This is a genomic window from Nocardia sp. NPDC050175 (assembly GCF_044459885.1).
Classification (GTDB): domain Bacteria; phylum Actinomycetota; class Actinomycetes; order Mycobacteriales; family Mycobacteriaceae; genus Nocardia.
In genome coordinates this window covers 723,841-746,971 of sequence record NZ_JBITJI010000003.1, presented here as the reverse complement: position 1 = coordinate 746,971, position 23,131 = coordinate 723,841, and the positions used below count along the sequence as shown (strand labels likewise).

Annotated in this window: 21 protein-coding genes; 6 read left to right on the top strand and 15 right to left on the bottom strand. The window is 68.4% G+C overall.

The window, feature by feature from the left end:
• Positions 1-8: 8 nt before the first annotated feature.
• Positions 9-212, top strand: coding sequence for a cold-shock protein (locus ACIBK2_RS14410; protein ID WP_069166293.1), 204 nt, complete (start codon positions 9-11; stop codon positions 210-212).
• A gap of 53 nt (positions 213-265) precedes the next feature.
• Here the strand turns inward: ACIBK2_RS14410 and ACIBK2_RS14405 are convergent, their stop codons facing one another.
• Positions 266-913, bottom strand: a complete 648-nt coding sequence (locus ACIBK2_RS14405; protein ID WP_396967160.1) for a TetR/AcrR family transcriptional regulator — start codon at positions 911-913, stop codon at positions 266-268.
• A 113-nt stretch (positions 914-1,026) separates the two neighbouring features.
• Between ACIBK2_RS14405 and ACIBK2_RS14400 the strand changes: the two genes are divergently transcribed.
• A complete protein-coding gene (locus ACIBK2_RS14400; RefSeq protein WP_396967158.1) occupies positions 1,027-1,422 on the top strand; it encodes a hypothetical protein in 396 nt (131 codons plus the stop codon).
• On the opposite strand, the gene ACIBK2_RS14395 is transcribed toward ACIBK2_RS14400, so the two are convergent.
• The 8 genes from ACIBK2_RS14395 to recC form a co-directional block, all read right to left on the bottom strand.
• Complete coding sequence (locus ACIBK2_RS14395) at positions 1,415-1,924, bottom strand: methylated-DNA--[protein]-cysteine S-methyltransferase (RefSeq protein ID WP_396967156.1); 510 nt, start codon at positions 1,922-1,924, stop codon at positions 1,415-1,417. The genes ACIBK2_RS14400 and ACIBK2_RS14395 overlap by 8 nt on opposite strands.
• Before the next feature lie 62 nt (positions 1,925-1,986).
• Entirely contained in the window at positions 1,987-2,268 is a 282-nt protein-coding gene (locus tag ACIBK2_RS14390) for an Ada metal-binding domain-containing protein (RefSeq protein ID WP_396967154.1), read from the bottom strand.
• A complete protein-coding gene (locus ACIBK2_RS14385; protein WP_396967152.1) occupies positions 2,255-2,983 on the bottom strand; it encodes a 2OG-Fe(II) oxygenase in 729 nt (242 codons plus the stop codon). The genes ACIBK2_RS14390 and ACIBK2_RS14385 overlap by 14 nt, the downstream gene beginning before the upstream one ends.
• Positions 2,984-3,099: 116 nt before the next feature.
• Positions 3,100-3,714, bottom strand: coding sequence for a methylated-DNA--[protein]-cysteine S-methyltransferase (locus ACIBK2_RS14380; RefSeq protein ID WP_396967243.1), 615 nt, complete (start codon positions 3,712-3,714; stop codon positions 3,100-3,102).
• Positions 3,714-4,193, bottom strand: coding sequence for an RNA polymerase sigma factor (locus tag ACIBK2_RS14375; protein ID WP_396967150.1), 480 nt, complete (start codon positions 4,191-4,193; stop codon positions 3,714-3,716). The genes ACIBK2_RS14380 and ACIBK2_RS14375 overlap by 1 nt, the downstream gene beginning before the upstream one ends.
• Positions 4,194-4,236: 43 nt before the next feature.
• Entirely contained in the window at positions 4,237-6,150 is a 1,914-nt protein-coding gene (gene recD, locus ACIBK2_RS14370) for an exodeoxyribonuclease V subunit alpha (RefSeq protein WP_396967148.1), read from the bottom strand.
• Complete coding sequence (locus ACIBK2_RS14365; protein ID WP_396967146.1) at positions 6,147-9,650, bottom strand: UvrD-helicase domain-containing protein; 3,504 nt, start codon at positions 9,648-9,650, stop codon at positions 6,147-6,149. The genes recD and ACIBK2_RS14365 overlap by 4 nt, the downstream gene beginning before the upstream one ends.
• 262 nt (positions 9,651-9,912) lie before the next feature.
• A complete protein-coding gene (gene recC / locus ACIBK2_RS14360) occupies positions 9,913-13,287 on the bottom strand; it encodes an exodeoxyribonuclease V subunit gamma (RefSeq protein WP_396967144.1) in 3,375 nt (1,124 codons plus the stop codon).
• Positions 13,288-13,941: 654 nt separating this feature from the next.
• On the opposite strand from recC, the gene ACIBK2_RS14355 reads away from it, so the two are divergent.
• Positions 13,942-14,787, top strand: coding sequence for a tat pathway signal sequence (locus ACIBK2_RS14355; RefSeq protein ID WP_396967142.1), 846 nt, complete (start codon positions 13,942-13,944; stop codon positions 14,785-14,787).
• A gap of 32 nt (positions 14,788-14,819) precedes the next feature.
• Here ACIBK2_RS14355 and ACIBK2_RS14350 read toward each other — a convergent pair whose 3' ends face one another.
• Positions 14,820-16,331 carry a cytochrome P450 gene (locus ACIBK2_RS14350; protein ID WP_396967140.1) on the bottom strand — a complete coding sequence of 504 codons (1,512 nt, stop codon included), beginning with the start codon at positions 16,329-16,331 and terminating at the stop codon, positions 14,820-14,822.
• Between the two features lie 233 nt (positions 16,332-16,564).
• On the opposite strand from ACIBK2_RS14350, the gene ACIBK2_RS14345 reads away from it, so the two are divergent.
• The 3 genes from ACIBK2_RS14345 to ACIBK2_RS14335 all read left to right on the top strand — a co-directional run bounded on the left by ACIBK2_RS14345 (position 16,565) and on the right by ACIBK2_RS14335 (position 19,559).
• Positions 16,565-18,001, top strand: a complete 1,437-nt coding sequence (locus ACIBK2_RS14345; protein WP_396967138.1) for an NAD(P)/FAD-dependent oxidoreductase — start codon at positions 16,565-16,567, stop codon at positions 17,999-18,001.
• Positions 18,002-18,362: 361 nt separating this feature from the next.
• On the top strand, positions 18,363-19,082 hold the full coding sequence (locus tag ACIBK2_RS14340; RefSeq protein ID WP_396967136.1) for a hypothetical protein: 720 nt from the start codon (positions 18,363-18,365) through the stop codon (positions 19,080-19,082).
• A 210-nt stretch (positions 19,083-19,292) separates the two neighbouring features.
• Positions 19,293-19,559 (top strand): hypothetical protein, encoded by a 267-nt coding sequence (locus tag ACIBK2_RS14335; protein ID WP_396967134.1) that lies wholly within the window; start codon positions 19,293-19,295, stop codon positions 19,557-19,559.
• Here the strand turns inward: ACIBK2_RS14335 and ACIBK2_RS14330 are convergent.
• The 5 genes from ACIBK2_RS14330 to ACIBK2_RS14310 form a co-directional block, all read right to left on the bottom strand.
• Positions 19,539-20,192: an urease accessory protein UreD gene (locus ACIBK2_RS14330; protein WP_396967132.1), complete on the bottom strand. Its 654-nt coding sequence runs from the start codon at positions 20,190-20,192 to the stop codon at positions 19,539-19,541. The two genes, ACIBK2_RS14335 and ACIBK2_RS14330, sit on opposite strands and share 21 nt — an antisense overlap.
• Positions 20,182-20,898 (bottom strand): urease accessory protein UreG, encoded by a 717-nt coding sequence (gene ureG / locus ACIBK2_RS14325; RefSeq protein ID WP_396967130.1) that lies wholly within the window; start codon positions 20,896-20,898, stop codon positions 20,182-20,184. Before ureG ends, ACIBK2_RS14330 begins: the two co-directional genes overlap by 11 nt.
• Before the next feature lie 27 nt (positions 20,899-20,925).
• The gene (locus ACIBK2_RS14320; RefSeq protein WP_396967128.1) at positions 20,926-21,576 is read right to left on the bottom strand and encodes an urease accessory protein UreF; all 651 of its coding nucleotides are present in this window, start codon (positions 21,574-21,576) and stop codon (positions 20,926-20,928) included.
• 84 nt (positions 21,577-21,660) lie between these two features.
• Complete coding sequence (locus tag ACIBK2_RS14315) at positions 21,661-22,551, bottom strand: SDR family NAD(P)-dependent oxidoreductase (protein ID WP_396967126.1); 891 nt, start codon at positions 22,549-22,551, stop codon at positions 21,661-21,663.
• A gap of 90 nt (positions 22,552-22,641) precedes the next feature.
• Positions 22,642-23,085 carry a hypothetical protein gene (locus tag ACIBK2_RS14310; RefSeq protein WP_396967124.1) on the bottom strand — a complete coding sequence of 148 codons (444 nt, stop codon included), beginning with the start codon at positions 23,083-23,085 and terminating at the stop codon, positions 22,642-22,644.
• Between the last annotated feature and the right edge of the window lie 46 nt (positions 23,086-23,131).

Sequence of the window (23,131 nt, the reverse complement as noted above, 5' to 3'; positions counted from 1 at the left end):
GAGAAAATATGACACAGGGCGTCGTCAAGTGGTTCAACGCGGAGAAGGGGTTCGGCTTCATCGCGCAGGACGGCGGCGGTCCCGACGTCTTCGTCCACTACTCGGCTCTCGGCGGGTCCGGGTTCAAGTCCCTCGATGAGGGACAGCGTGTGGAGTTCGAGGTCGGCCAGGGCCAGAAGGGTCCGCAGGCCACGGACGTCCGCGCCATCTGATCAGGCCGGATTGACGCTCCTCCCACTTTTCGGGTGGGAGGGGCACACCTGCTTCAAATACCGCGAGCGATCATGTCCAGCATCCGCTGTCCCATAGCGTCGAGCTGATCGTCCGGCAAGGTCCGCAGCGGGCCGTCGATGGCCAGAAATGCCATCCCGTGCACCGCCGACCACACCAAGTACTCCGCATCCGGCCTGCGTTCCATCGGCAGGTTTCCGGTAGCGACCAGCTCGTCGAGCGCGTCTCCGAGCAGTTCGATGCCGGATCGGCCGGTGGGACCCGCGGCGTCCGGTGAGCCCGTTGCGGTGGTATCCCGGCCGATCGTGAACGCGGTGCGAAACAGCCCGGGTTCAGTCCGCGCGAAGCGCAAATAACCGATGCCGACACCTCGGAACCGCTGCCGCGCGGCTACCGCGGGATCCGCGTCGAGCGTCAAACTCTCCTGCTCCGCCGCCATCATGGTCGCCATCTGTGCCAGCGCCGCGGTCGCCACCGCCGAGACCAGCGCATTGCGGTCGGCGAAATAGGTGTACGCCGCGTTCGGCGCGACACCGGCCTGCCGAGCCGCCTCGCGGAGCACAATCGCATCCGGTCCGCCGCCAGCCCGAGCCAGGCGCAGCCCCGCCTCGATCAGCGCCGGTTCGAGCGCGCCGTGCCGGTAGGTAGTGCGGCGCGCGGCCTGCGGATTGCGCTCAGTCATGAAACCTCGCCATGTGATTCGCCTCACATCATCTGTATGGCGTCCAGATACGCACTTATGTTCTGTACGTCGTTCAGATTAGTGGAACGGACACATCGACTGAGGAACTACCTATGGACCCCATCAAGCTGTTCACCGCCATCGCGCTGATCTCCCTGCCCACCGTGATGTTCGGCGGTGTCATGGCCCTGCGCCTGCTCACCGCCGAGAAGCTCACCGAGTACCAGCGCACCTACTTCCGGGCCGGGCACGCGCACGCGGGCGTGCTGCTGGTGATGACATTGGCGACGCTCGCGATTCTGGCGGACACCGGATTCGGCGACGGCGTGCTGTGGGTCGTGTGCACGCTGCTCGCGCTCGGCGTAATCGCCCAATCCGGCGGTATGTTCCTCAATCTCGCGATCGGCAAGCCGGGCAAGTGGTCGGCCGCGAACTCGCTCACTGCCTTCGGTGGTCTGCTGCTCGCTATCGCGATGCTCACCACCGCGTACGGGGTGATCGTCAAATAGCCAGGGGCAGTAGGAGATCGGCGGACTCGAGGTCCAGCAGCGCGCGTTTGGCGGGAAGTCCGCCCGCGTAGCCGGTGAGGGTGCCACCCGCGCCGAGGACTCGATGGCACGGGATCAGGATCAGCAGCGGGTTGCGTGACAGTGCGCCGCCGATCTTGCGGGCGTCCTCGGGTCCACGGCCGAGTGCGCGGGTCAGCGCGCCGTAGGTCGTCGTGTCGCCGTAACCCGTTGTGGCTTCGAGGGTTTCCAGGACCTGCCGGTCGAAGGTGCTCATCGCGGACCGGTCCACGGGGACCGTGAACTCCTGACGGGTGCCCGCCAGATACCCGTCGATCTCGGCGATCGCGGTGACGAGATAGTCGAGCGCACAAGAATTTTCGGCAGTCGGCGTGGTGGGTGCGTCATCGGTGAAGACGACGCGGGTGATACCCACCGAGCTTGCCTCGATGCGGAGGTTGCCGAAGGTCGAGGCGTGAACTGTATGGGCTGTCGAGGTGTGCATGCTGTGCTCCTGTTCGGCGTTCTTGTCATCTGGTAGACGCCGGCCGAGCCGCAAACGTGAGATCACGGAGAATTGTTGTGCCGGGTTGCTTTCCAGGTGGCGTACTGCTCCGGTAGGCAGACCGCGCACGGCCGATAGCCCGCGCTGATCGCGGTGGCTTCGTCGGCGAAGAACACGCGGTAGGCACGATAGAAGCCGCGGGACAGCGCGCGCAGAGCGGACGGGCAGTCCAACCGACCGTAGATTCGGCCGCGCCGATGGCCGCCGTATGTTCCCGGAGTCGGGCTGAGATACGAGCGGCCATCGGCGTCGAGCAGCGTGTACATGCCGTTATTGGGCGTCATGCAGGACTAGACCGAGGGTGTGACGGATACCGCCACGAATTCGGCTGACGCCGTGGCGAACCGGCGCGCGCGACCAGCCGCGGCTCGACGGGGTCGGCCGGTCACGAGTGGTAAAGATCAGGCCGTGTCCCTGCTCCAGCACGGTGACAGTGGCTTTCGACTGCGCGCGTGGACGTTGCTCTACGAGCGTGAACTCCCCGCCGATGTGGTCTATCCCCGGACGGTCCAGCCCGATCACCACTTGCAACGGGAACACCAGGTCGCCGTATAGGTCGCGGTGCAAGGCGTTCCAGTCGCCTTCGGTGTAGCGCAACAGAATCGGCGTCGGCTTGGACTGACCGGCGGCGTGGCAGGCCTCGAGCCACTGCTCGAAGTCATCCGGCCACGGTGCCGGATCGCCGAGCCGTTCGGCCCAGGAACGGGCGACGGGCAACAGTTTTCGGTAGAATGCTGCCCGCATGGTCATGATCGGCTCGGGGACCGGATGGGCGAAGTATCGGTAGGTGCCCTGGCCGAATCGGTAGCGTGCCATGTCGATGGTGGAGCGGAATCTCGCCAGGTCCTCCCACATTTCGGTGAAGTCGGCGCATTCGTCGGGCGTCAGCAATGGGCCGGTCTGGGCGCACCCGTAGGCGTCGATCTCATCGATCAAGTCTGGCCACGGCTGCGCGGCTACTCGATCAGCCAGCGGGGCAAGAGTATCGGTGTTTTGCATACCGCCTCCAAGTCAGCGGGGTTGTCGTTGCTGCGCTGACCATCCAGCTGTGCGATCACTGGATGGTCAGCGCAGCAACAAATTTCAGTTCTGTCGATCCGGCGAATGAATGGCGCTCACGCGGCTTCCAGAGTCAGCAGTGCGTTCTTGGCGCCGATGCCACCCACGTACTGGCCGATCGATCCGTCGCTGCGGACCACCCGATGGCACGGAATCACTACGGGCAGTGGGTTGTGCGCGCAAGCCGAACCGACGGCGCGTACCGCCCGGGGATTACCGACGGCAGCGGCGACGACGGCGTAGCTTTCGCGCTGCCCGTAGCCGATGTCGATCAGATGCTCGATCACCTGGCGACGGAACCCACCGGTCAGTTGCAGATCGAGGGGCAGGTCGAAATGTGTTCGGGCACCGGCGAAGTACTCGTCGATCTCGCGGGCCGCGGCATCCAGGCGCGCGGGTGCGGCGAGCACGCGCGGGCTGACCCGCTCGGACAGTGTGGTCAGGACGGTGTCGTGGTCCTCGTTCGGATAGGCGACGCGGACCAACCCGGACGGGGTGGCCGCGAGCAACAGTGTGCCGACCGGGGTGTCGATGGTGCGGTAGGCGACGTCGAGCAAGCCCGCGGACTGTGCGTCCGTGGCCAACCGGCGGTGCAGCTGGGCCAGCAGGTCACGGTCGGGGGTCAGGCCGTCGAACAGGCCGTTCGGGTCGCCACGGTCGATGGTGGCCATCATGTTTCATCCTTCGGATAGAGCTTGCGCAGAGTTTTGAGGCCGTCGGCGGCGGCGCGGCGGGCGGCGTCGGTGGAGTTGCCGAGCAGTTCGGCGATCTCGGCGTGTGGCAGGCCTGCCAGATAGTGGTAGGCGACCGCCTGACGTTGCTTGGGCGGCAACGCCTTCAAGGCGGCCCAGAGGTCCGGGTCGTAGTCGGCCGGGTCGGGCGCCGCGGACGGGCGCTCGGGCAGTGTCTCGGCCGGGACCGGAGCGCGGGTGAGCGCGCGGCCGACGTCGATCGCGCGACGGTGCGCGATGGTGACCAACCAGGCCTCGATGTTCGCGTCCGCGTCGAGGTCGGGATACGCGCGCAGGGCGGACAGGAACGTCTCCGACCACGCGTCGGCCGCATCGGTCGGACCGAGCACCGCCCGGCAGACGCGCAGCACCATCGGGCCGTATTCGGCCACCACTTCCTCGAACGGAGGCAATCTCACACTGGGTAGACGTTCGGGACGTCGGAAACGTGAGATGCGCAGGTCATCGGGTGCCGTCCTCCCTGCGGGACAGCCCGCTGGCACGTAGCACGCGGCGGGCGATACCGGCCCTGATGGATTCGTCGGTGCCGATGACGCGGACGTGGCGGCGTGCGCGGGTGATCGCCGTGTACAGCAGCTCCCTGGTCAGCAGGGTCGATTCCGGTTCGGGCAGGACCACCGAGACGGTGTCGTACTGACTGCCCTGGCTGCGGTGGATGGTCATGGCGAACACGGTGACCACGGCCGGGAACTGGGTCGGGTGCACCAGGTACGGCTCGCTCCCGCGTTGCAGTGCGGCGCGCAGTGAACCGTCGGGCATGCGCACCACGACGCCGGTGTCGCCGTTGTAGATGCGGGCCTCGTGATCATTGGCGGTGACCAGCAGCGGCTGGCCGGGATACCAAGGAGCCGAATGGGATTCGGGGCCCGCTCCCCCGGCGGCGGCCCACTCGGCGGCCATCCGGTCCCAGCGCTCGACACCGAACGGGCCTTGTCGGTGCGCGCACAGCAGGCGGTGTGATTCGAGGGCGGTGAGCGCGCCCGCCGCGTCACCGTCGAGGGCGGCGGTGGTCACCTCACGGGCGGCGCGCACGACATCCGCACGGACACCGGCCATCTCGTCGGGAGCGCTCAGCGAGAGTTCGTCTCCGCCCGCGCGGAGCAGGTCGAGCGCGGTGTCGGCGTCGCCCGCGCGGACCGCGACGGCGAGGTCGGCGATCCGGCCGCCGAAGCGGCGGCCGCGGGTCAGTCGAACGATGCCGCCGCGCAGGCGAGTTCGTTCCAGTGTCGTGAGGGCGGCCGGGTTCTGTTCCGGCGCGGCCGATTCCGGTGAATCCGCGCCGAGGATCTCGTCGAGCATCGGATTCGGGCTGCCCGCAACGGGTCCCGCGACGAGGTCGGCGAGCACCGCGCCCGCGTCGACCGAGGCGAGCTGGTCCGGGTCGCCGACGAGGACCAGTCGGGTGTCGGGGCGCAGGGCGGCGAACAGCCTGCTCATCATGGTGAGCGACACCATGGAGGTCTCGTCGACGACGATCACGTCGTAAGGGAGCCGGTTGAATTCGTGATACTTGAACCGGGTGGTGCGGCCGCGCTGCCAACCGAGCAGGCGGTGCAGGGTTGCGGCGGTGAGGTCGGGCAGACCCAGTTCTTCGGCCTGTTCGCGCACGGCCTCCTGGAGTCGCGCGGCCGCTTTACCGGTCGGCGCGGCCAGTGCGATGCGCAGCGCGGGCAGTTTGGGGTTCGCTTTACGGTGTGCGTCGAGCAGGCCGATGATGCGCGCGATGGTGTGTGTCTTGCCGGTGCCGGGGCCGCCCGCGACCACCGTGGTCCAGTGCGTCGCGGCGAGCGCGGCCGCGAGCCGCTGACGGTCGGGGACGCCGCCGACGGGTGCGTCGAACAGCCGATCCAGTTCGCGGCGAATGATATTCGGGTCGACCACGGGGTGGTGTCCGGAACGCTCCGTGAGGACACGGCGGACCGTCTGCTCCTGCTGGTAGTACCGATCCAAGTAGAGCAGTGGGCCGGTGTCGTCGCGGCTGCGCGATTCCACCAGCCGCAACGGCTGCAGCGGACCCGCAGGCCCACCGGTCACCAGCGGACTCACACGCAGCGCACCCACCACCGCCTCGATGTCAGGCCACGGCAGGGTCGCCGGATCGATCCGCTCACCCGTGTCCCAGGTTTCATCCGCATCGATACCGATCTCCCGCATCCGATGCAACTCCAAGCACACCGACCCGGACCGCACCGCCCGCACCGCGAGCGCCGCCGCGAACAACACCTCCTCGGTGTCTTCCCGCCCCAACCGCCCCAACCGAACCGCGACATGCACGTCCGCAGCGGACAGCACCCCCGCCTCATTGAACGTCCGCAACAGCCCGGTCCCCCGCTGCGCCAACTGAATCGACGTCATCGGGTGACCTCCCCGGCCAGGAGTTGGGACAGGGCGATGATCAGCGGAGCCGGTGGGTTCCAGTCGAAGACGCCGTGGCCGGTGGGGGTTTCGGGGCCGATCATGCCGCGGACGAAGAGGTAGCGGGCGCCGCCGAGGTGGCGGGTGGGGTCGTAGTCGGGCAGGCGCCAGCGCAGGTAGCGGTGCAGGGCTACCGCGTAGAGGAGGGCCTGGAGTGGATAGTGGGAGCGGAGCATCTCGGCGGCCATGCGGTCTCGGGTGTAGTGGTCGACGGTGAGGTCGCCGGTGCCGAGGCGGTTGGTTTTGTAGTCGACGATCACGAATCTGGTGTCCGTGCCGTCGGTTACGCGCAGGACCGCGTCGATGCTTCCGGTCAGGTAGCCGCGCAGCGGGATGTCGTCGAGGGTCGCCAGGTGGTCGGCGTAGACGAAAAGGTCGTCGTCGGACGGTAAGTGGGCGCGCAGCAGGTCTGCTATCTGCCGCAGCGTCGCGGATTCTGCACTCGGCGAGTCACCGCCGGCCAGCGGGAGCTCGAATTCCAACTCGTTCAAGCGGTCTCGGCTGGAGACGTCGGCGAGCGAGCCGAGGCCGAGCGGGGTGCGCAGCGCGGCGAGTACGGCGGTGCTGAGTACGGCAGGGTCTGCCTCGGCCATGAGTTCACCGATGATCGCGCGGCAGCGGGTGTCCACCTCGGCGGCCAGATCCGGTGCGTCCGTGTCGATCAGCTCGAAGACGCCGTGCACGAGGGTGCCGAACTCCGCGCCGTAGGGCAGCGAATTCATCAACGACGCCGGGCCCGCGAATACTTCCTCGACCTGGGCGACCACCGGGGTGCTCGGCTCGTCGGCCGGACCACGGTTGTCTTCGGCTTCGATCTCCAGCTCAGGTGTGACGGGTCCGTGCGCGGAGGCGGTCAGCGCGGAGTACGAGGTCCGCCGCCACTGCTGGTCCAGCTTGCGGTCGAAATGCGCGGCGGCGAGCTCACCGGTGACGGGTTCGGTGCGCACCCGCTGGATCGCGACGTCGTCGGCTCCGGCGACGGCGATCAGCGAGATGGCTTGCGCCGCTCCCCCGGCCCAAGCCGAAAGGAGTCCCGGCGCAACGGCATCCGCGGGCACCGAGGCGCGCGGCGGGACGGTGTCGCCGCCGTCCGGGCGGCCGAGGATCATCCGGTGCAGCGGCGAGGCCGCGGTCGTGATCGCGGGCGCCCACCACGCGACGACCTGGCACATGGCACGGGTCAGCGCGACGTACAGCAGCCGCAGTTCCTCACCCGCCTCTTCGGATTCGCTGCGCAGCTTGCGTTCCGCGTAACCGGACGCGTCCGGCCCGCCGACATCGAGCACGCGCATGTCGTTGTCGTCGTGGAACAGCAGCGTCGCCGGGTACGGGTTCTTCGCGTTGTCCCAGGCGAAAGGCAAGTAGACGATGGGGAATTCGAGGCCCTTGCTGGCGTGCACGGTGGCGATCTGCACGGCGGCGGCGTCGCGGTCGAGCCTGCGGCTGCGGTCGGCGACGGTGCCCGACGCGGGATCACGTACCCGGTCACCCAGCCAGCGGGTGAGCGCAGTCAGCCCGAGCGATTCGGTGAGCGACACCTGATCGAGCAGCTGCGCGACGTGCCGCAGGTCGGTGAGCTGCCGCTCGCCGTTCTCGACCGCGAGCAGCCGGTGCGCCAAATCCGCTTCGGCGGAGATCTTTTCGAAGACGGCGGCGAACCCGGCCCGGGCGAACAGCCGGGCGGCATCTCGGAGTTGCGCGCTGACGCGGCCGACCAGATCCGCGCCGCCGCTGTCGATCTCGGCTGCGGTGACGCCGATCAGTGGTGTGCACGCCGCCAACCGGACCCGGTCACCGCGATGCGGCTGTTCCAGTGCGCGCAGCAGCCACAGCCAGTCGGTGGCACTGCTGGTCGCGAAGACACTGGTGCCGCCTGCGAGAACGGAGGCGACACCGACGCGATCCAAAGCTGCTCGGACTACATCGATTTGGGACCTCGTCCGCACCAGGACGGCGATATCGCCGGGACTGATCGGACGGTGCATGACATCCGGCCGTCCAGCATCGCCATCAGCGCCCGCGCTCGACTGGTCGACGCCTCGACCGGAGTCCTGCCCTGGTGCCTGTTCGACGATCGCCTCGCCGAATGCGGTATTCGATACGGCCACCGGCGAATTCGGGCCGGCGTGGCTCGGTCGCGCGGTGGTGGCCAATGCGGCCCCGGACTCCAGGAGCCGGACGATATCGGCAGCAAGGTCGTCGGCGACCTTCGCGCGCATCCGGCCGACGGCGGGGAATCCGGACTTGTTCAACGGCCCCGCACCGGTGCGCGGCAAGCAGCGCATCCGCATCGGCGTAACGAGCTCATCCGGCCCGGACAGCCGCGACCACGGCCGGGTGGCGGTCACCGGGTAAACGGTGATCTCCTTGTGTCCCAAGGCCGCTCCGCCCTGCAGGTGGTCCAGCGCGGCGAGCAGACCGGCGTCGCTGCGCCAGTTGGTGGTGAGTTCTTTGCGGGTGTCGGCGTGCGCGACGGCGTCCAGGTAGCTGAGCACCTCGGCACCGCGGAAGGCGTAGATGGCCTGCTTCGGGTCGCCGACGAGCACCAGGGTGGTGTGGCCGTGGAAGGAGCGCCGCAGAATGTCCCACTGCAGCGGGTCGGTGTCCTGGAACTCGTCGACCAGCGCGACCCGGTAGCGCTCGCGGATGCGACGGCAGGCGCGTGGCCCGTGCTCGGTGTCGGCCAGCACGTCGTGCAGCAGCACCAGCAGGTCGTCGAAGTCGCGCAGGCCGGCCAGCCGCTTCCGGCGCTCGGTTTCCGCGCGGACCGCGGTCGCGAAGGCCACCCGTTCCCCGGCGGCGGAATCGCCCTTCGGCATCAGCACCGCGTGCCGGTCGCGCACGGCGGCCAGCGCCAGCGTGTGCGCCTCCTTCACCGAGAACGGCGGTTCCTTGCGGGCGTACCGGTTCAAGTAGAGGTCGTCAGCGACCGTGCCGATCAGCTCGTCTACGTTCTCGACCAGCCGCGAACCTGGGTCGTGCTCACCGGCCAGGCCGAGCTCGTCCAGCATCCGCTGGCAGAAGCTGTGAGTGGTCGCGATGGTGCCCGCGTCGAAATCCGAAAGGGCCGTGAGCAATCGGGCCCGCCGACGGCGCACCTCGTCCGAATCCGCCTGGGCCAGATAGCGAATCAGGTCATCGGTGTGGACGCGGGCCAGGTCGGGATCCGCCAGTCCGGCGGCGACAACCACGAATCGATCTCGCGTGCGCTCCCGCAACTCCTGCGTGGCCGCTCGGCTGAACGTCACCAGCAGCAACTCGGAGACATCAATCCCGGCTTCGGCGACATACCGCACCGCCAACCCGACGATCGCATGCGTCTTACCGGTCCCGGCACTCGCCTCCAACACGGTTGTCCCGGTGGGCAGCGGACCGTACGGCTCGAAGCTGTCGGGTGCGTCGAACTCGGGCACCACGAACGAGGTGTCTTGCACGGTCACGCGAACACCCGCCTTTCGACCCGCCGAAACAGCCATTCTGCCGGTCCGACGCACGCGGCTGTGCCACCGACACGCGTGACGGTGGCCGCATTCGCCGCCGAATCGCGCCGGACCAGCCCATACTTGCCAGCCCAGATCGCGCCCGAACAAGTCCACGCCGCGGCCGCCGACACTCCGGTCAGCCCATCGCGGCGTGCCCGGACCTGCGCACGCCGGCCAGCCACCGAAATTCGCGACGCATCGTTGGTGCCATCGCCAAGAATCACGGTTGGCCCTGACTCTCGGCGCTCAGCAACGGCACCCACATGCGTCGCGCGAGCGCGCCGAACCGGGTGGTCTCCCCTGGTTCGCCGGGCGGTGCCGGCATTTCCATGAGGTGTTCGAGGCGGGGTGCCGGGCCCCAGACGTAGCGCAGGTGACGGTCGGTGTGGTCGCCGAAGGCACCGGGGCCGTTCGGGCCACCGTTGAATTCTCGTTCGGCGGCGACGATGGCTTCGTCGACATTGGCGCCGCGGAAGCGACGTTCGGCGTAGGCCGCTGTCGCGCCGGGGGTGATCGGTAGCGGTTCGGTCAGTCCGGCATCGCGCAGGGCGACGAGTTCGCGCAGGATCGTCCGTGCTGCGGGCATATCCGGCGCGGTGATCTCGGAACGCCATGCGGGACGGCCGAATTGGCCGCGGCCGGTGGTGACTGCGCGCCAGGAGCGATCCTCGGTCACTGCGAGGGCAAGCAGCGACACCCACGCGGCGATCCGGTGTTTCGGGGCGAGCCGAGAGAACGTGGTGCGGACCAGCGTCTCGCCACGCACCTCGGGCACGGTCCCGGTGAGCCTGCGCCCGTTGCCGAGATCCACCGCGACGTCGACGGCGCGAGGCGCACCCTCGTAGTCGCCCTGCGACGCACGAACCAGCTTGTCCACGGTGTGTTCGACCTCGTCGAGCACCGCGGCGCCGAAACCGAAGGGCGGCAACGAGCCACGCCGCCACTCGGCGGCACGAAGCCCGGCAGGGTCGGCGCCGGTCAGTCGAGCGGCCAGCAGGCGTTCGCCAAGCTCCCACTTCGCCAGACCATCGAGTTCGATGGGCAGCCGATCGGCGATGTCCTCTTCGTGTTCGGGAACGCGCAGTCCGAGCCGCTGCCACAGGAAGGCGCGGATCGGGTGTTCGACGAACGAAATCAGGTCGGCGAGTGCCACATCCGCGAGTTCCGGCGTCGGCAATGGCTCCGGCAGGAACGCGGGTCGCGGCGCGGCGGGCTGCCCGGCGGAGACGGCACCCGCGAGCGCGACCGTGTCGAAGCTGAACGGCCGCTCGGCCCGGAAGTTGCGACGGTCGAAGGCCTGCAACGGATGTCGGGTCACCACCGCGTCCATTCCGGCCGCACCGACATGGGCCCGCAGTGCGTCGAGCAACTCGGCCACCGGAATCGCGGGCGGGCGGTGCGCACCGGTGACCGGGTCGGCACCGGTGTGGAACACCAGCAACTTGTCCTCGGCCGCGAGGATCGCGTCGAGCAGCAACTGCCGATCCTCGCTGCGCGGATCCCGTTCGCCGAGTAGCGGATTGCGGGCGAGCACGTCGTCGCCGTCCACGCCGCTGGTGCGCGGGAACACGTCGTCGTCGAGGCCGAGCAGCACCACCACGCGATGCGGCACCGACCGCATCGGCACCATGGTGCACACGGTCAGCTCACCGGTACGGAAGTTCGCGCGGGTCGGCGCGGCCGCCAGCCGGGAGTGCAGCAGCACCCCGACGTCGGCGAGCCGCAGCGGCACATCGCCCGCGTGCTCGGTGGCGGCGGCCAGTTCTTGCCGGGCCTCGGTGCGCACCCAGGCTTGCGAATCCGGCACGTCCGTCAGCAGATCCAGCGCGCGGCCGAGCACCGTCGCCCATTCGTGCGCGGGACGCGGGCCGCGCAGATCGCGCAGGCAGACCGCGAGCCGGTCGATGAATTCGGCGAACCGGCCCGCCAGATCGACGTCGTTGCTGTCCACGTCGTCCAGCGGCAGCGCGAGATCCAGCCAGTCCTCGGAGGTTTCGCCCGCGGTGACGCCGAGCAGGATCCGATCCACCGCGGCGTTGAGCGTGTTCTGCGCGAAGTCGGCCAGCCCGAACGCCTGTCGCTGCCGCTGCCCGATCCCCCACCGCGCGCCGGCCTCGGCGGCCCATTCGCGCAGCCGCTCGATATCGTCGTCGTCGAATCCGCAACGCCGCCGGACCGTTTCGGCCGCCGCCAGGTCGAGCACCTGCGTCACGGTGACCCGGCCGTCGGCCAGCTCGAGTAACACACCGATCACCGCGAGCAGCGGATTGGTGACCCCACGCCCCCGGTCGGCCAGCCGCACCCGCAGGCGATGGGCCGGGTGCCCCGAATCCGGTGCCAGCTCAACCGCTCCCGGCACCCGCTGCCCGAATGCCGCGCGCACCAGCGGCGCGTACGCCTCGACCTCGGGACACATGACCAGCACGTCCCTCGGCTCCAGCGTGTCATCAGCGGCGAACAACCCGAGCAGGCATTCGCGCAGCACCTCGACCTGTCGCGCGGGTCCGTGGCAGGCGTGTACCTGCACGGTGCCGTCGCCGGCCCGCACCGCGACCGGCGGCCACCGATCGTCGCGGATACCCGCCTGCAACGCGCCGAGCAGCGTCGTATCACCGTCCGGCACAAGATCATCCGATGCCGGGTAGTAGGTCTCGGCGGACTCACCCAGACGCTGCTGCAGTTCCCGGACATCGCGCGCGAGACCGGCCAGCAGCGGGTGACGCACGACACTCCCGCTGAGATCCGCGGCCCGCGAACCGGCCGCAGGACTCCCGGCCAGCTCGGTCCACATCACCGGACTCGGATGCGGCAACCACAGATGGATCTCGCGAGTCTCCGCCAACGCCGACAGCACGGCGAGCTGATCGGTCGACATTCTGGTCGCACCGAACAACGAAAACCGCGCCGGAAATGGAACAAGTTCAGCGTCCGCCCGCAACCGCGCGCACGCGCCGTCGAGCCGCTCCGCCGGACTCGGCGCACCCACCTCGGCCCGCAGCCGCCGCCACAGTTCCGGCTGCCACAGCAGATCGTCGGGCACCGGATTTCCCGCGCCGTCGGTGTCCGAACCCGCCGCCCATTCGAGGATCAACCCGGGCCGCTGCGCCGCGTAACTGTCGAACAATGAGGCCAGATGGGCGGCCGTCGCATAGCGCCGACCGATCCGATAGTCGGGTCGGGTCGGGTCCTGCACGCCGAGATGCCGGGCGAGCACCGCACACCACGGCTCACCAAGGGAGGCATCGATCACTCGCAGCAAGGTCCACACGACACGTTCGACAGCCCACGGATCATCCTCCGGCCGAACCCAACTCGCCGCCGCCAATGCCGTCGCGACCAGCGCGGACGGCGACGGGAACTGGATATTCGCCGCGACGCCGTCGGTCGAGGCGGCATCGAACGACGCAGAAAACGCCACGGCCCCCGACACTCCGAGCACCGACGACAACCGCTGCGTCAACCACCGCTCCACCCCCTTCGCGGGCACCGCGACCACCTCCGCCGCGAACGGGTCCGGCAGTGGCGTGCGCAACAGACCGGCCAGTCCGTCCGCCAGGACATTGGCGCGTTCGGCACGGTGAATGTGCAGCGGCATCTGCGCCTCTCGGTCGGTGGAGTATCGGACGGCGCTGGAGTTCGCGGCTCCCTGACTACTCGGGCGCGCCTCGGCCTTCGTGCACGTTTATACGCGCAGCGACTCCCGAGCGACTTCACCACCCCGAAGCAGGTCCGAACGGACTTCATAGTGTTACCTGTGTGACTGGAGTGAAATGAGCCACACAAGAACACATTCCTACGCCGTGTCCGCTCGGATCCGAGCGCCCGATGTGCAACAGTGCTGAACCGGGGAGGACGAGAGAGCTGCACCGAAAGGCTGGTTCGCGTTCATGATTGCGATGGTGATTCCCCTGGTTCCACGAGGCGGGTTCACAGTCCGCCGCGTAGGAGATCGTTGGGAGCTCGTCAACTCGCGAGGCTACGGCCGTACCGTCGTCCTACATTCCTGGCCGCGTGATCAGCACACCGAGGCGTTCGAGCACTGCTATCGCCTCAATGGGCGCACGGTAGAGGAATTGCAAGCCGCGTTCCGCTGAATGGGCTGGTGGCGGCCGAAACCCGCTGGGACGCAAGCGCGCAACATCGTCTAGCACACGCCGGTCCTGAGCTCAAGACGTGCGTCTAGCTCGCCGATGTGCGATCGTGTTGCCTCGTGCGTCATCCCTCGCCCGCCACCCGTTCCGTTCCCCGCGTGGCCGCATCCGCCTGTGTCCTCGCCGCTGCGGCGATCCTCATCCCCAGCGCGCCAACTCTGCTGCCCAGCGCGGCCGCCGTGCCGCTCGCGCACACCAGCGCGTGCCTGGCCGGTTTCGACTGCGATATGAGCAGCCGGATCGCGGCGGTCGACAAGTACCTGACCGGCCGTCCCGGCGTCACCGGTTACGTTGTGCGCGACCGGGTCTCCGGTGGCGTGTACGCGAATGCCAACGCGGAGAACAAGGTCTGGACCGCGTCCACGATCAAGCTGGCCATCGCCGAGGATCTGCTGAACCGGGCCAGGGTCGGCGCGATCAACCTGACGCCGGAGGATCGCGGCACGATGGAGGCGATGCTCGCGACGTCCAACGACGGCGCGGCCGACATCCTGTGGACCAAGTACTCGGGCATCGATCGGATGGCGTTCAACAACGCGTTCCGCGCCAACGGCATGGCCACCCTGGACCCGCAGCCGACCAACACCGCGCTGTTCCCGGACTGGTCGTTCCAGAAGTGCACCGCCGCCGATCTGGATCGGCTGATGGACAACGTCCTCAACCGCATGCACCCCGACGACCGCAACTACCTGCTCGACCGGATGCGCGCGGTGGACAGCAACCAGCACTGGGGCGTGTGGGGCGCGGGCGCGGCGATGCGGCCCGGCCTGAAGAACGGCTGGTCCCAGGAGCAGGGCGGCTGGGTGGTCAACTCCGTCGGGTTCGCAGGCCCCGGCGAGCGATACACCCTGGCCATCATGACCGCGCTCGGCGACAGCGGCGGCTTCACCGAGGGCTCGGACACCGACACCAAGGTGGCCGAGATGTTGTTCGCCGGTCGCTGACCGGCACCGAACCCGCTACGCACACAACGGGTTCAGGCGGAGCGCCGCCGCAGCACCATCGGCGCTCCGTCCCTCGGGAACGGAATCGAGGTGTACCCCCACGGCATTCGGTACGCCGCGGGAATCTGCCACGCGTACGCACGCACCAGCGCGGCAATGACCGTCTTCACCTCGAAGGTGCCGAAATGCATGCCGATGCACTTGTGCGCGCCCGCGCCGAACGGCAGCCAGGCCAGCCGATGCGACTTGTCTTCGCGCCGTTCCTCGCCGAACCGTTCGGGATCGAAAATCTCTGGCCGGGTCCACAATTCGGGTAGCAGGTGGTTGACCTGATAGGCGAGGTCGATCGGGGTGCCCGCCGGAATGTAGTGGCCCGCGATCTCGGTGTCGCGCACCGCACGACGGCACAACCCGGGCACCGGCGGCATCAACCGCAGGCTCTCCTTCACCACCAGATCCAGATCGCGCAGCCCCTCCAGATCGGCGATAGTCGGTGCCGCACCGCCGATTTCGGCGTCGAGCGCGAGCACCTCGGCGCGCACCCGCTCCTGCCAGTCCGGATGCTTGCCCAGGTAGTAGGCGACGGCGGTGGCCGTTGTCGTGGTGGTGTCGTGCGCGGCCATGATCAGAAAGATCATGTGGTTCACCACATCCGCGTTGCCGAACACGCCGCCGTCCTCGCTGCGGGCGTGGCACAGGCCGGAGAAGAAGTCCGATGATTCGGTGCGCCGCTTCTCCGGCAGCATGGCGGTGAAGTACTCCTCCAGCACCTTCCGGCCGCGCAGTCCGGACCGCCAGTTGCCGCCGGGCACCGAGTGCCGGATGATCGCGAGACCCGCGTGCGTGCAGTCGATGAACGCGTCGATCAGCTCGCGTCGCTGCGCGCCGACGTCGACGCCCATGAACGTCTCGCCCGCGATGTCGAGGGTCAGCTCCTTGATGGTCGGATACAGCCGCACCGTCCGTTCGGCGTTGCCGCCCTGCGGAATCCAGCGTTCGATGCTCGCGCGCACCACCGGGGTCAACGCGGCGAGGTGGGCTTCCAGGCGGTCCCTGGTGAACGCCTGCTGCATAATCCTGCGATGGAATTTGTGCTCGTCGAATTCGAGCAGCAGCAGGCCGCGCCGGAAGAACGGGCCGATGAAGTAGTCCCAGCCCTGGCCGAAGTCGCGGCGCCGGCGGCCGAGTACCTCGTCGAGCGCCTCGGGTCCGGCGACGAGCACCCGGTCGACGCCGAGCGAGGTATTCAACGAGACCGGTCCGTATTTGCGATAGCGGCCGACCATCTCGGCCGGGCCCCAGCGCATGTACTGCAGCACTCGACCGAGGTACGGCAGCCCGGCGTCGCCCTGCACCGCGGTGGTCTCGCTGCCCGGTGGCGGCGTCGCGAGGACCTGGTGCCGCTCGGGGAGCCGATCCAATGCCCGATCGAGCAGGTGGTCGTGTGGGATGTCGATCAGCGCGGCGTTCTCGGAGCCGGGTAAGTCCTCGGATTTCCCGCGCACGCTTGGCTTTCGGCCGACTGCACGGTCCCCGGCGACCATCGCGAACCTCCCTGAGCGAGGGTTTTTATCGTATTCTCTTTTGGAGTTTCCCTAGGTCGGTTCGCCGCATCTGACGACGGCAATGGTGCCCCGGCGGGCATCGGGTATCGCACCGCAACACACCGGGAACAGGGACGTCGTCGCGACGGGCGAGATGGAGCCGACTACGGTTAGGACCTGACAACAACCGTTCGCGGGGGATAAACCCCCAGGTCTGTCGAGGAGTCAGGACGATGAGCACTCAGTCTGTGGAGAACCGTCGTCACCAGGTGGTGGTGATCGGCTCCGGCTTCGGCGGCTTGTTCGGCACCAAGCACCTCAAGCGCGCGGACGTCGACGTCACGTTGATCTCCAAGACCACGTCGCACCTGTTCCAGCCGCTGCTCTACCAGGTCGCCACCGGCATCCTCTCGGTCGGCGAGATCGCCCCCGCGACCCGGCTGGTGCTGCGCAAGCAGAAGAACGCGCAGGTGCTGCTCGGCGATGTCATCGACATCGACCTCGAAGCGAAGACCGTCACCTCGCGCCTGCTCAACTCGAACACGGTCACCCCGTTCGACAGCCTGATCGTGGCCACCGGCGCGCAGCAGTCGTACTTCGGCAACAACCAGTTCGCCACCTATGCCCCCGGCATGAAGACCATCGACGACGCGCTCGAACTACGCGGCCGCATTCTCGGCTCGTTCGAGGGTGCGGAGCTGGCCACCAGCCAGGAGATGCGGGACCGCCTGCTCACCTTCGTGGTGGTCGGCGCCGGACCCACCGGAGTCGAATTGGCCGGGCAGATCGCCGAACTCGCCGATCGCACGCTCGAAGGAACGTTCCACAACATCGATCCGCGCGACGCCCGCGTGGTGCTGCTCGAGGGCGCGGGCGCGGTGCTCGGCCCGATGGGACCGAAGCTCGGCCTCAAGGCCAAGAAGCGGCTGGAGAAGATGGGCGTCGAGATCCAGCTCAACGCCATGGTCACCGACATCGACGCGCTCGGCGTGACGGTCAAGGACTCCGACGGCACCATCCGCCGCATCGAATCCTCCTGCAAGGTGTGGTCGGCCGGCGTGCAGGCCAGCCCGCTGGGCAAGATGCTCGCCGAGCGCTCCGACGGCACCGAGGTGGACCGGGCCGGGCGCGTCATCGTCGAACCGGATCTCACCATCAAGGGACACCCGAACGTCTTCGTCGTCGGCGACCTGATGTCCGTTCCGGACGTACCAGGCCAGGCGCAGGGCGCGATCCAGGGCGCCACCTACGCGGCCAAGGCGATCAAGGCGGGCCTGAATGGCCAAGCGCCGCAAGACCGTAAGCCGTTCAAGTACTTCAACAAGGGCAGCATGGCGACCGTGTCACGGTTCAATGCCGTGTGCCAGGTGGGCAAGCTGGAGTTCAGTGGATTCATCGCCTGGCTGGCTTGGCTGGCGCTGCATCTGTACTACCTGATCGGGTACCGCAGCCGGATCGTCACCGTCATCCAGTGGTTCGTCACGTTCCTCGGGCGTAGTCGCGGGCAGATGGCGGCCACCGAGCAGTGGGTGTTCGCGCGGCTCGCGCTGGAGCAGGTCAATTCCGATGAGGAAGAGGCCGATGAACTCGCGGCCGCGTTGGGTGCGCCGCCCGCGAACGGCAAGCTCGCCGACAAGGCCAAGGCTGCTGTCGAGGGCAGGGTGAGCTGACACCCATAAACCGACCGAAGGCGACCTTCATGCTGTCTGGACAGCTGAAGGTCGCCTTCGGTCGTTAGAGCGGGTTTGGGTGTGCCGCGCGCCCGGTGCACAGACTGCAAGGTCGGGTTCGGGTGATGTGTGCCGGATGTCTGAAACGGCGGTCGCCGGTCGCATTCGCAACCCACACGTAGCTATTTGATGGCAATACCATGGCCGCTAAATCGGCCGGAAATGCACCCATCCAGGCGCCGAGCAGATCCGAATGTGGGACGTCGAAAGTGACATCTCTTCTGACCTGACGAAAGGCGATCTACCTATGGGCACAGGCAAGCACAGAGCCCCCAACCCGCAGCGGCAAAAGGTGGGCTCGATGGTCGCGGCAGGTGCGGTACCGCTGGTCCTCGCACTGGTCGGCACCGGCACCGCCAATGCCGAGCCTGCACAACCCAACGCGGCGGCACAGCCCGACCATCCGGCCCAGTGGCCCGCGGCCGAGCCACCGAACGCGATGCCGTACGAGGGCCTGCAGATCCCGGACAACACCAAGAGCTCGCTGCAGTGGTCGCGGCCGCTGCCGGAGAAGAAGTACCTGGCACCGGTCGGCGTGCTGCACGCGCCATTCCCGGTGGCCCCGGTGCCGCCGATCGCGCCGCCGCCCGGCAAGTTCCGCTTCGGCGACGTGCAGGTGGACGCGCCGGACTGGATCGACTCCGAGCAGGCCATCCAGATCAATGACAACTCGGCCATCGCCGAGGCCAACCTGGCCACCTTCCTCGACTCGGTCGGGATGGAACGCAGCAGGTCCGACCGGATCGCCGGGCAGACCGTCGGCACGGCCGCCATGGGCGCGCTGGCCGGTGCGGCCTCGGGCGCCCCGTTCGCGGCGACCTCCGCGCTCGTCGGCGGGGCGGTGGGCCTGGTTGTCGGTCTCCCGTTCGTGCCGGTCGGCATCGTGGCGGGTCCGATGCTCGGTGCGTCCTTCGGTGCGGCCGTGATCACGGTCCCCGCGGCGGCGATCGGTGCGGCGGCCGGTGCGGCCGTCGGCGCGGTGAACGCGTTCAACGCCCCCTCGCGGGTCGTCGGCGACTGATCGTTAGGTGCGGCTAGTACGCACGAGGGTGGGAGCTCGACGACACTGTCGAGTTCCCACCCTTTCTCTTTTCTCCCGTTCTGGGCGGGCTACACCTCGGGGTGACGGCCGCCACCCATGCGCGTTTCTGATTCGGCGCGTCGCTTTCGGCGAGTCGTCGTAGGGTCAAGATCAGCGCAACACGACAGCTAATCGTCGAGAGGGGATGCGGTGGAAGCCGGGCAATGGGTGGTCGTGTTCTTCGCCATCGCGCCGTTCTTCGCGGCGCTCGGACTGATGGTCGCGCGGTACGTCCGCATCCGGCGGTACGGGCGGCACGGGGGTGAGTTCAACGATCCGCTCGCCAAGGCCGGCGGCGGCGGTGTCTTGCCGGGCACTGTTTTCCAGGAGGACTTCGGCGGCACCGGGACATCGCAGTCGTGGCAGGCGACGGGCGAACCGGAGCGGCCGCGTCGATCAGCGGACCGCGAGGAGTGAGCTCGTTCGGGTGAGCAGGGTTCCGCCCGCTGCCAACGGGAGGCGCGTCTCGGTGAGGCCCGTGGTTTCCGCCGGTCGGTCGTCCGGGTAGCGCAGTTCGCTTTCCAACGCTCGCGGTGCGGTGAGCGGGTCGTCCGCAGCCGTGCCTGCCCCGAGCTCCAAACGGTGTCGCAGCAACGGGATTTCGCCGAGGTCGGCGATCAGGTCGCCACGCCAGCCACCGTTGTCCTCGCCGGAACGTCCGATCTGGACCCGTTCCCTTAAACACAGCTTGGCGTCCGGCGCGAGCCGGATCGAGGTGATGGTGTGGTGGTGTGCGCCGCCCGCCACGATCGTCGGTTCCGGATCGAAGTCGAGGTCTCCCCCGCTGTCGACCTGAAAGTTCCAGCGCGCCACGGACGCCGGTGTCGCCGCGCTCGGCAGCGCGATGGTGGCCGCGACCGAACGCACGGCGAGCCGCGCGCCCGGGCCGACCACGATGGTGATGTCGAGCTCGTCGCCGCCGAGCGGGGTCGCGGCGGTGCCGATCAGGTGCACGGTGTGCGGGCCGGTGCGGCGGGCCGAGAGCCCGCCGCTCGCGTGGATCTCGGGTAACGCCGCAGTGCTCGCGACAATCCGAACTTCAGTGCGCAACAGCGGATTCGGTGTTGGCCCGATCCTGCTCGGCCAGCGCGTGCAGCTGCTCGCGCACCCAGGCCAGCACCGGGGTGGCGGCCGGATCGTCGGTGAGCGAGATCAGCGCGGTCGGGCGGCCCTCGCGCACCTTGGCCGCGTCGCGCTCCATCACGCCGAGGTCCGCGCCGACCAGCGGGGCGAGGTCGGTCTTGTTGACCACCAGCAGGTCCGAAAACGTCACGCCGGGACCGCCTTTGCGCGGCACCTTGTCGCCGCCCGCGACGTCGACCACGAAGATCTGCACGTCGATCAGGCCGGAGGAGAAGGTGGCGGTGAGGTTGTCGCCGCCGGATTCGACCAGGATCAGATCCAGCGGCGGGTTCGCGGCGATCAGGTCGTCGATGGCGTCCAGGTTCGCGGTGATGTCGTCGCGGATGGCGGTGTGCGGGCAGCCGCCGGTCTGCACCGCGGTGATCCGCTCGTCCGGCAGCACCGCGTGCCTGCGCAGGAAGTCCGCGTCCTCGGTGGTGTAGATGTCGTTGGTCAGCACGGCGAGCGAAAGTTCTTCGCGCAGTTGCCGACACAGCGCAGCCACCAGCGCGGTCTTGCCGGAGCCGACCGGGCCGCCGATGCCGATGCGCAGTGCCTCGCCGGGCGTGCGTTGACGTTTCGGCCGATCGTGGGTGTGGTCGTGCGGTTCACCGTCGATCAGGTGCGGTGGCATGGTGGCGATCTCCTTCTTTCCGGGGACTCAGCTGGCGAATAGTGGCATATCGCGGTGCAGGTGACGTTGAGCGAGGACGTCCTGCAGCGGGTCGGACAGGCAGGCGAGGCCATCGGCCGCTTCGGCTGCGGTGCGGTCGCACAGCTCGGCGAGGCGGACCGTGCAGCCGGCGATGGCCGCGGGGTCGAGGGCCAGCAGGCGTTGGGCGGCGGTCGCGGCGCCGGTCAGGGTCGTGTAGACGACCACGCCCGCGATCTCCTGCGGGGTAACCATGCATGCCGCGCCGACCTTGCCGAACACTGTCGAGAGGTGCGGGCGCGCGCCGAGCGCGGACCAATCTTCTTGCGGCCATAACTGTTTGGCGAGTCGTAGCAGTCCGCGTCCCTGCGCGCGCGAGGCTGTTCGCGCGGCGGGCGACGGTGTCCGCGCGTCCGCCTCGGCCTCCGCCCGGGCCGGTTCGAGCGCGCCCGCACAGACGGCGGCGGCCAGCGAGGCCGCGACCAGCCCCGAGGTTCGGATGCGGCGACGCAGATACAACTCGACTGTCGCCACGTCACGCACCAGGCCGGACGCGATCGCCTCCTCGACTCCCCCGGAATGCACGTGCCCGCCGATCGGCAACCGGGAATCCGCCAGTGCGAACAACGTCGCCAAACTGACCGGTCCGATTTCACCCACCGGAGGATCTTATGCCCGGCGTGTTGCAACGGCGTGTCCTGGTTGGCGTCCGCCTGGGACACGCCGAGTCAACCTGCTCCGCACCTAGGTCCGGCGTGACCTCCCGGAGAGGCGGGGCCTGCGTTCGAAGACGCGCTGGATTTGGTTGCGGGTGAGGTCGGTCCAGGCTTGGACCGGAGCGGACCACCAGGGCGCGATTTCGCGGGGCTTGGCGGTTACCGCGTGCAAGACGAGGTCGGAGGCTTCGTCGACGGTCAGGCCGGGGACGCGGCTGAAGTCGGTGGGCGCGCTCATTCTGGTGTGGACGAGGGGCATGTAGATGGACGTGGCGGTGACGCCGTCGCCGGAGACTTCGGCGGCGACACTGCGCAGCCAGACGTCGAAGGCCGACTTCGACGCACCGTAGGCGGCCCACTGCGGGGCGGGCGGCATCAGCACACCCCAGGTGGAGATGTTGACGATGTGGCCCTGTTTGCGTGCGCGCATGTCCGGCAGCAGGGTGAGCAGCAGGCGCACCGGGCCGAGGTAGTTGATGTCGATGGTGCGGGTGAAATCGTGGAAGCGGTCGTAGGACTGGTCGATCGAGCGGCGAATCGACTTGCCCGCGTTGTTGATCACCACGTCGAGGTGGCCGTGCTCCGCCAGCAGCTGACGGCCGAGCTGCTCGACGGCGTCCATGTCGGTGAGGTCGGTCGGATAGACGTGCGCGGTGCCGCCGTCGGCCTTGATCTCGGCGGCGACCTGATGCAGGTCGTCGGCGGAGCGGGCGACCAGCAGCACGACCGCGCCCGCCGCACCGAGCTTGCGCGCGCTGGCCTTGCCTATCCCGTGCGACGCGCCGGTGACCAGCACGATCTTCCCGTCGACGGCCGCGCGCAGCGCCGTGTCGCGCGGCCGAGACTTCGGATACAGCAGTCGCGTCGCCACTCGCTCGGCGATCGGCCGCCCGTTGCTCTGCGCCGGTGTTTCGTTCACGCCCCCGACTCTATTAGCAGCACGCCAATTTGGCCCGAGTTCGTTGGCAGTGATCAACCGGCGACTTTACGACTGATCTCCGGCCGATGATCACTCCCGACCAGCCGCCGCCCGCATGAGTTGCGGCAGATCTTGCCTAGTGAGATAGGCGGCGATCCGTAGGTCGCCGTCGACGCGTCGGATCAGGAAGTCGCTGTAGAGATCGAGATGACTGCCTGCGAGGGGCAACCGCCACCGCACCGAGGTCAGCCAGTAGTGCCCGCCGAATTCGGCGGTCGACTGTTCGATCAGCTCAGTGTGCGGTACCGAATCCAGCTGGCGGGCACGGGCTTCGGCGGCGCCGGCGAACTCCGCACGAGACACCGAACGACTCGAGGTCGGGGTGATCACCAGCACCTGTTGGTCGAAAAAGCTTGGCAGCGTGTCGAAGTCGGCGGCTTGGACGGTGTCGTCGTAGCGACGAACAAAGTCCGAGACCGCGGCGGCGTCCTGCGAAGAAGTGTTGTCGGCGACAGCCGGATCATGCGAGAACATGACACTTAATTATATCGCGGACAACACTTCTTCCGTGGGAGGCGCG

Coding starts and splice junctions, on each gene's coding strand:
- ACIBK2_RS14395 (WP_396967156.1), bottom strand. CDS start 1,924: ATGCACACCTCGACAGCCCATACAGTTCACGCCTCGACCTTCGGCAAC.
- recC (WP_396967144.1), bottom strand. CDS start 13,287: ATGCCGCTGCACATTCACCGTGCCGAACGCGCCAATGTCCTGGCGGAC.
- ureG (WP_396967130.1), bottom strand. CDS start 20,898: ATGCCACCGCACCTGATCGACGGTGAACCGCACGACCACACCCACGAT.
- ACIBK2_RS14340 (WP_396967136.1), top strand. CDS start 18,363: ATGGTCGCGGCAGGTGCGGTACCGCTGGTCCTCGCACTGGTCGGCACC.
- recD (WP_396967148.1), bottom strand. CDS start 6,150: ATGACGTCGATTCAGTTGGCGCAGCGGGGGACCGGGCTGTTGCGGACG.
- ACIBK2_RS14390 (WP_396967154.1), bottom strand. CDS start 2,268: ATGACGCCCAATAACGGCATGTACACGCTGCTCGACGCCGATGGCCGC.
- ACIBK2_RS14385 (WP_396967152.1), bottom strand. CDS start 2,983: ATGCAAAACACCGATACTCTTGCCCCGCTGGCTGATCGAGTAGCCGCG.
- ACIBK2_RS14410 (WP_069166293.1), top strand. CDS start 9: ATGACACAGGGCGTCGTCAAGTGGTTCAACGCGGAGAAGGGGTTCGGC.
- ACIBK2_RS14400 (WP_396967158.1), top strand. CDS start 1,027: ATGGACCCCATCAAGCTGTTCACCGCCATCGCGCTGATCTCCCTGCCC.
- ACIBK2_RS14405 (WP_396967160.1), bottom strand. CDS start 913: ATGACTGAGCGCAATCCGCAGGCCGCGCGCCGCACTACCTACCGGCAC.
- ACIBK2_RS14310 (WP_396967124.1), bottom strand. CDS start 23,085: ATGTTCTCGCATGATCCGGCTGTCGCCGACAACACTTCTTCGCAGGAC.
- ACIBK2_RS14350 (WP_396967140.1), bottom strand. CDS start 16,331: ATGGTCGCCGGGGACCGTGCAGTCGGCCGAAAGCCAAGCGTGCGCGGG.
- ACIBK2_RS14345 (WP_396967138.1), top strand. CDS start 16,565: ATGAGCACTCAGTCTGTGGAGAACCGTCGTCACCAGGTGGTGGTGATC.
- ACIBK2_RS14380 (WP_396967243.1), bottom strand. CDS start 3,714: ATGGCCACCATCGACCGTGGCGACCCGAACGGCCTGTTCGACGGCCTG.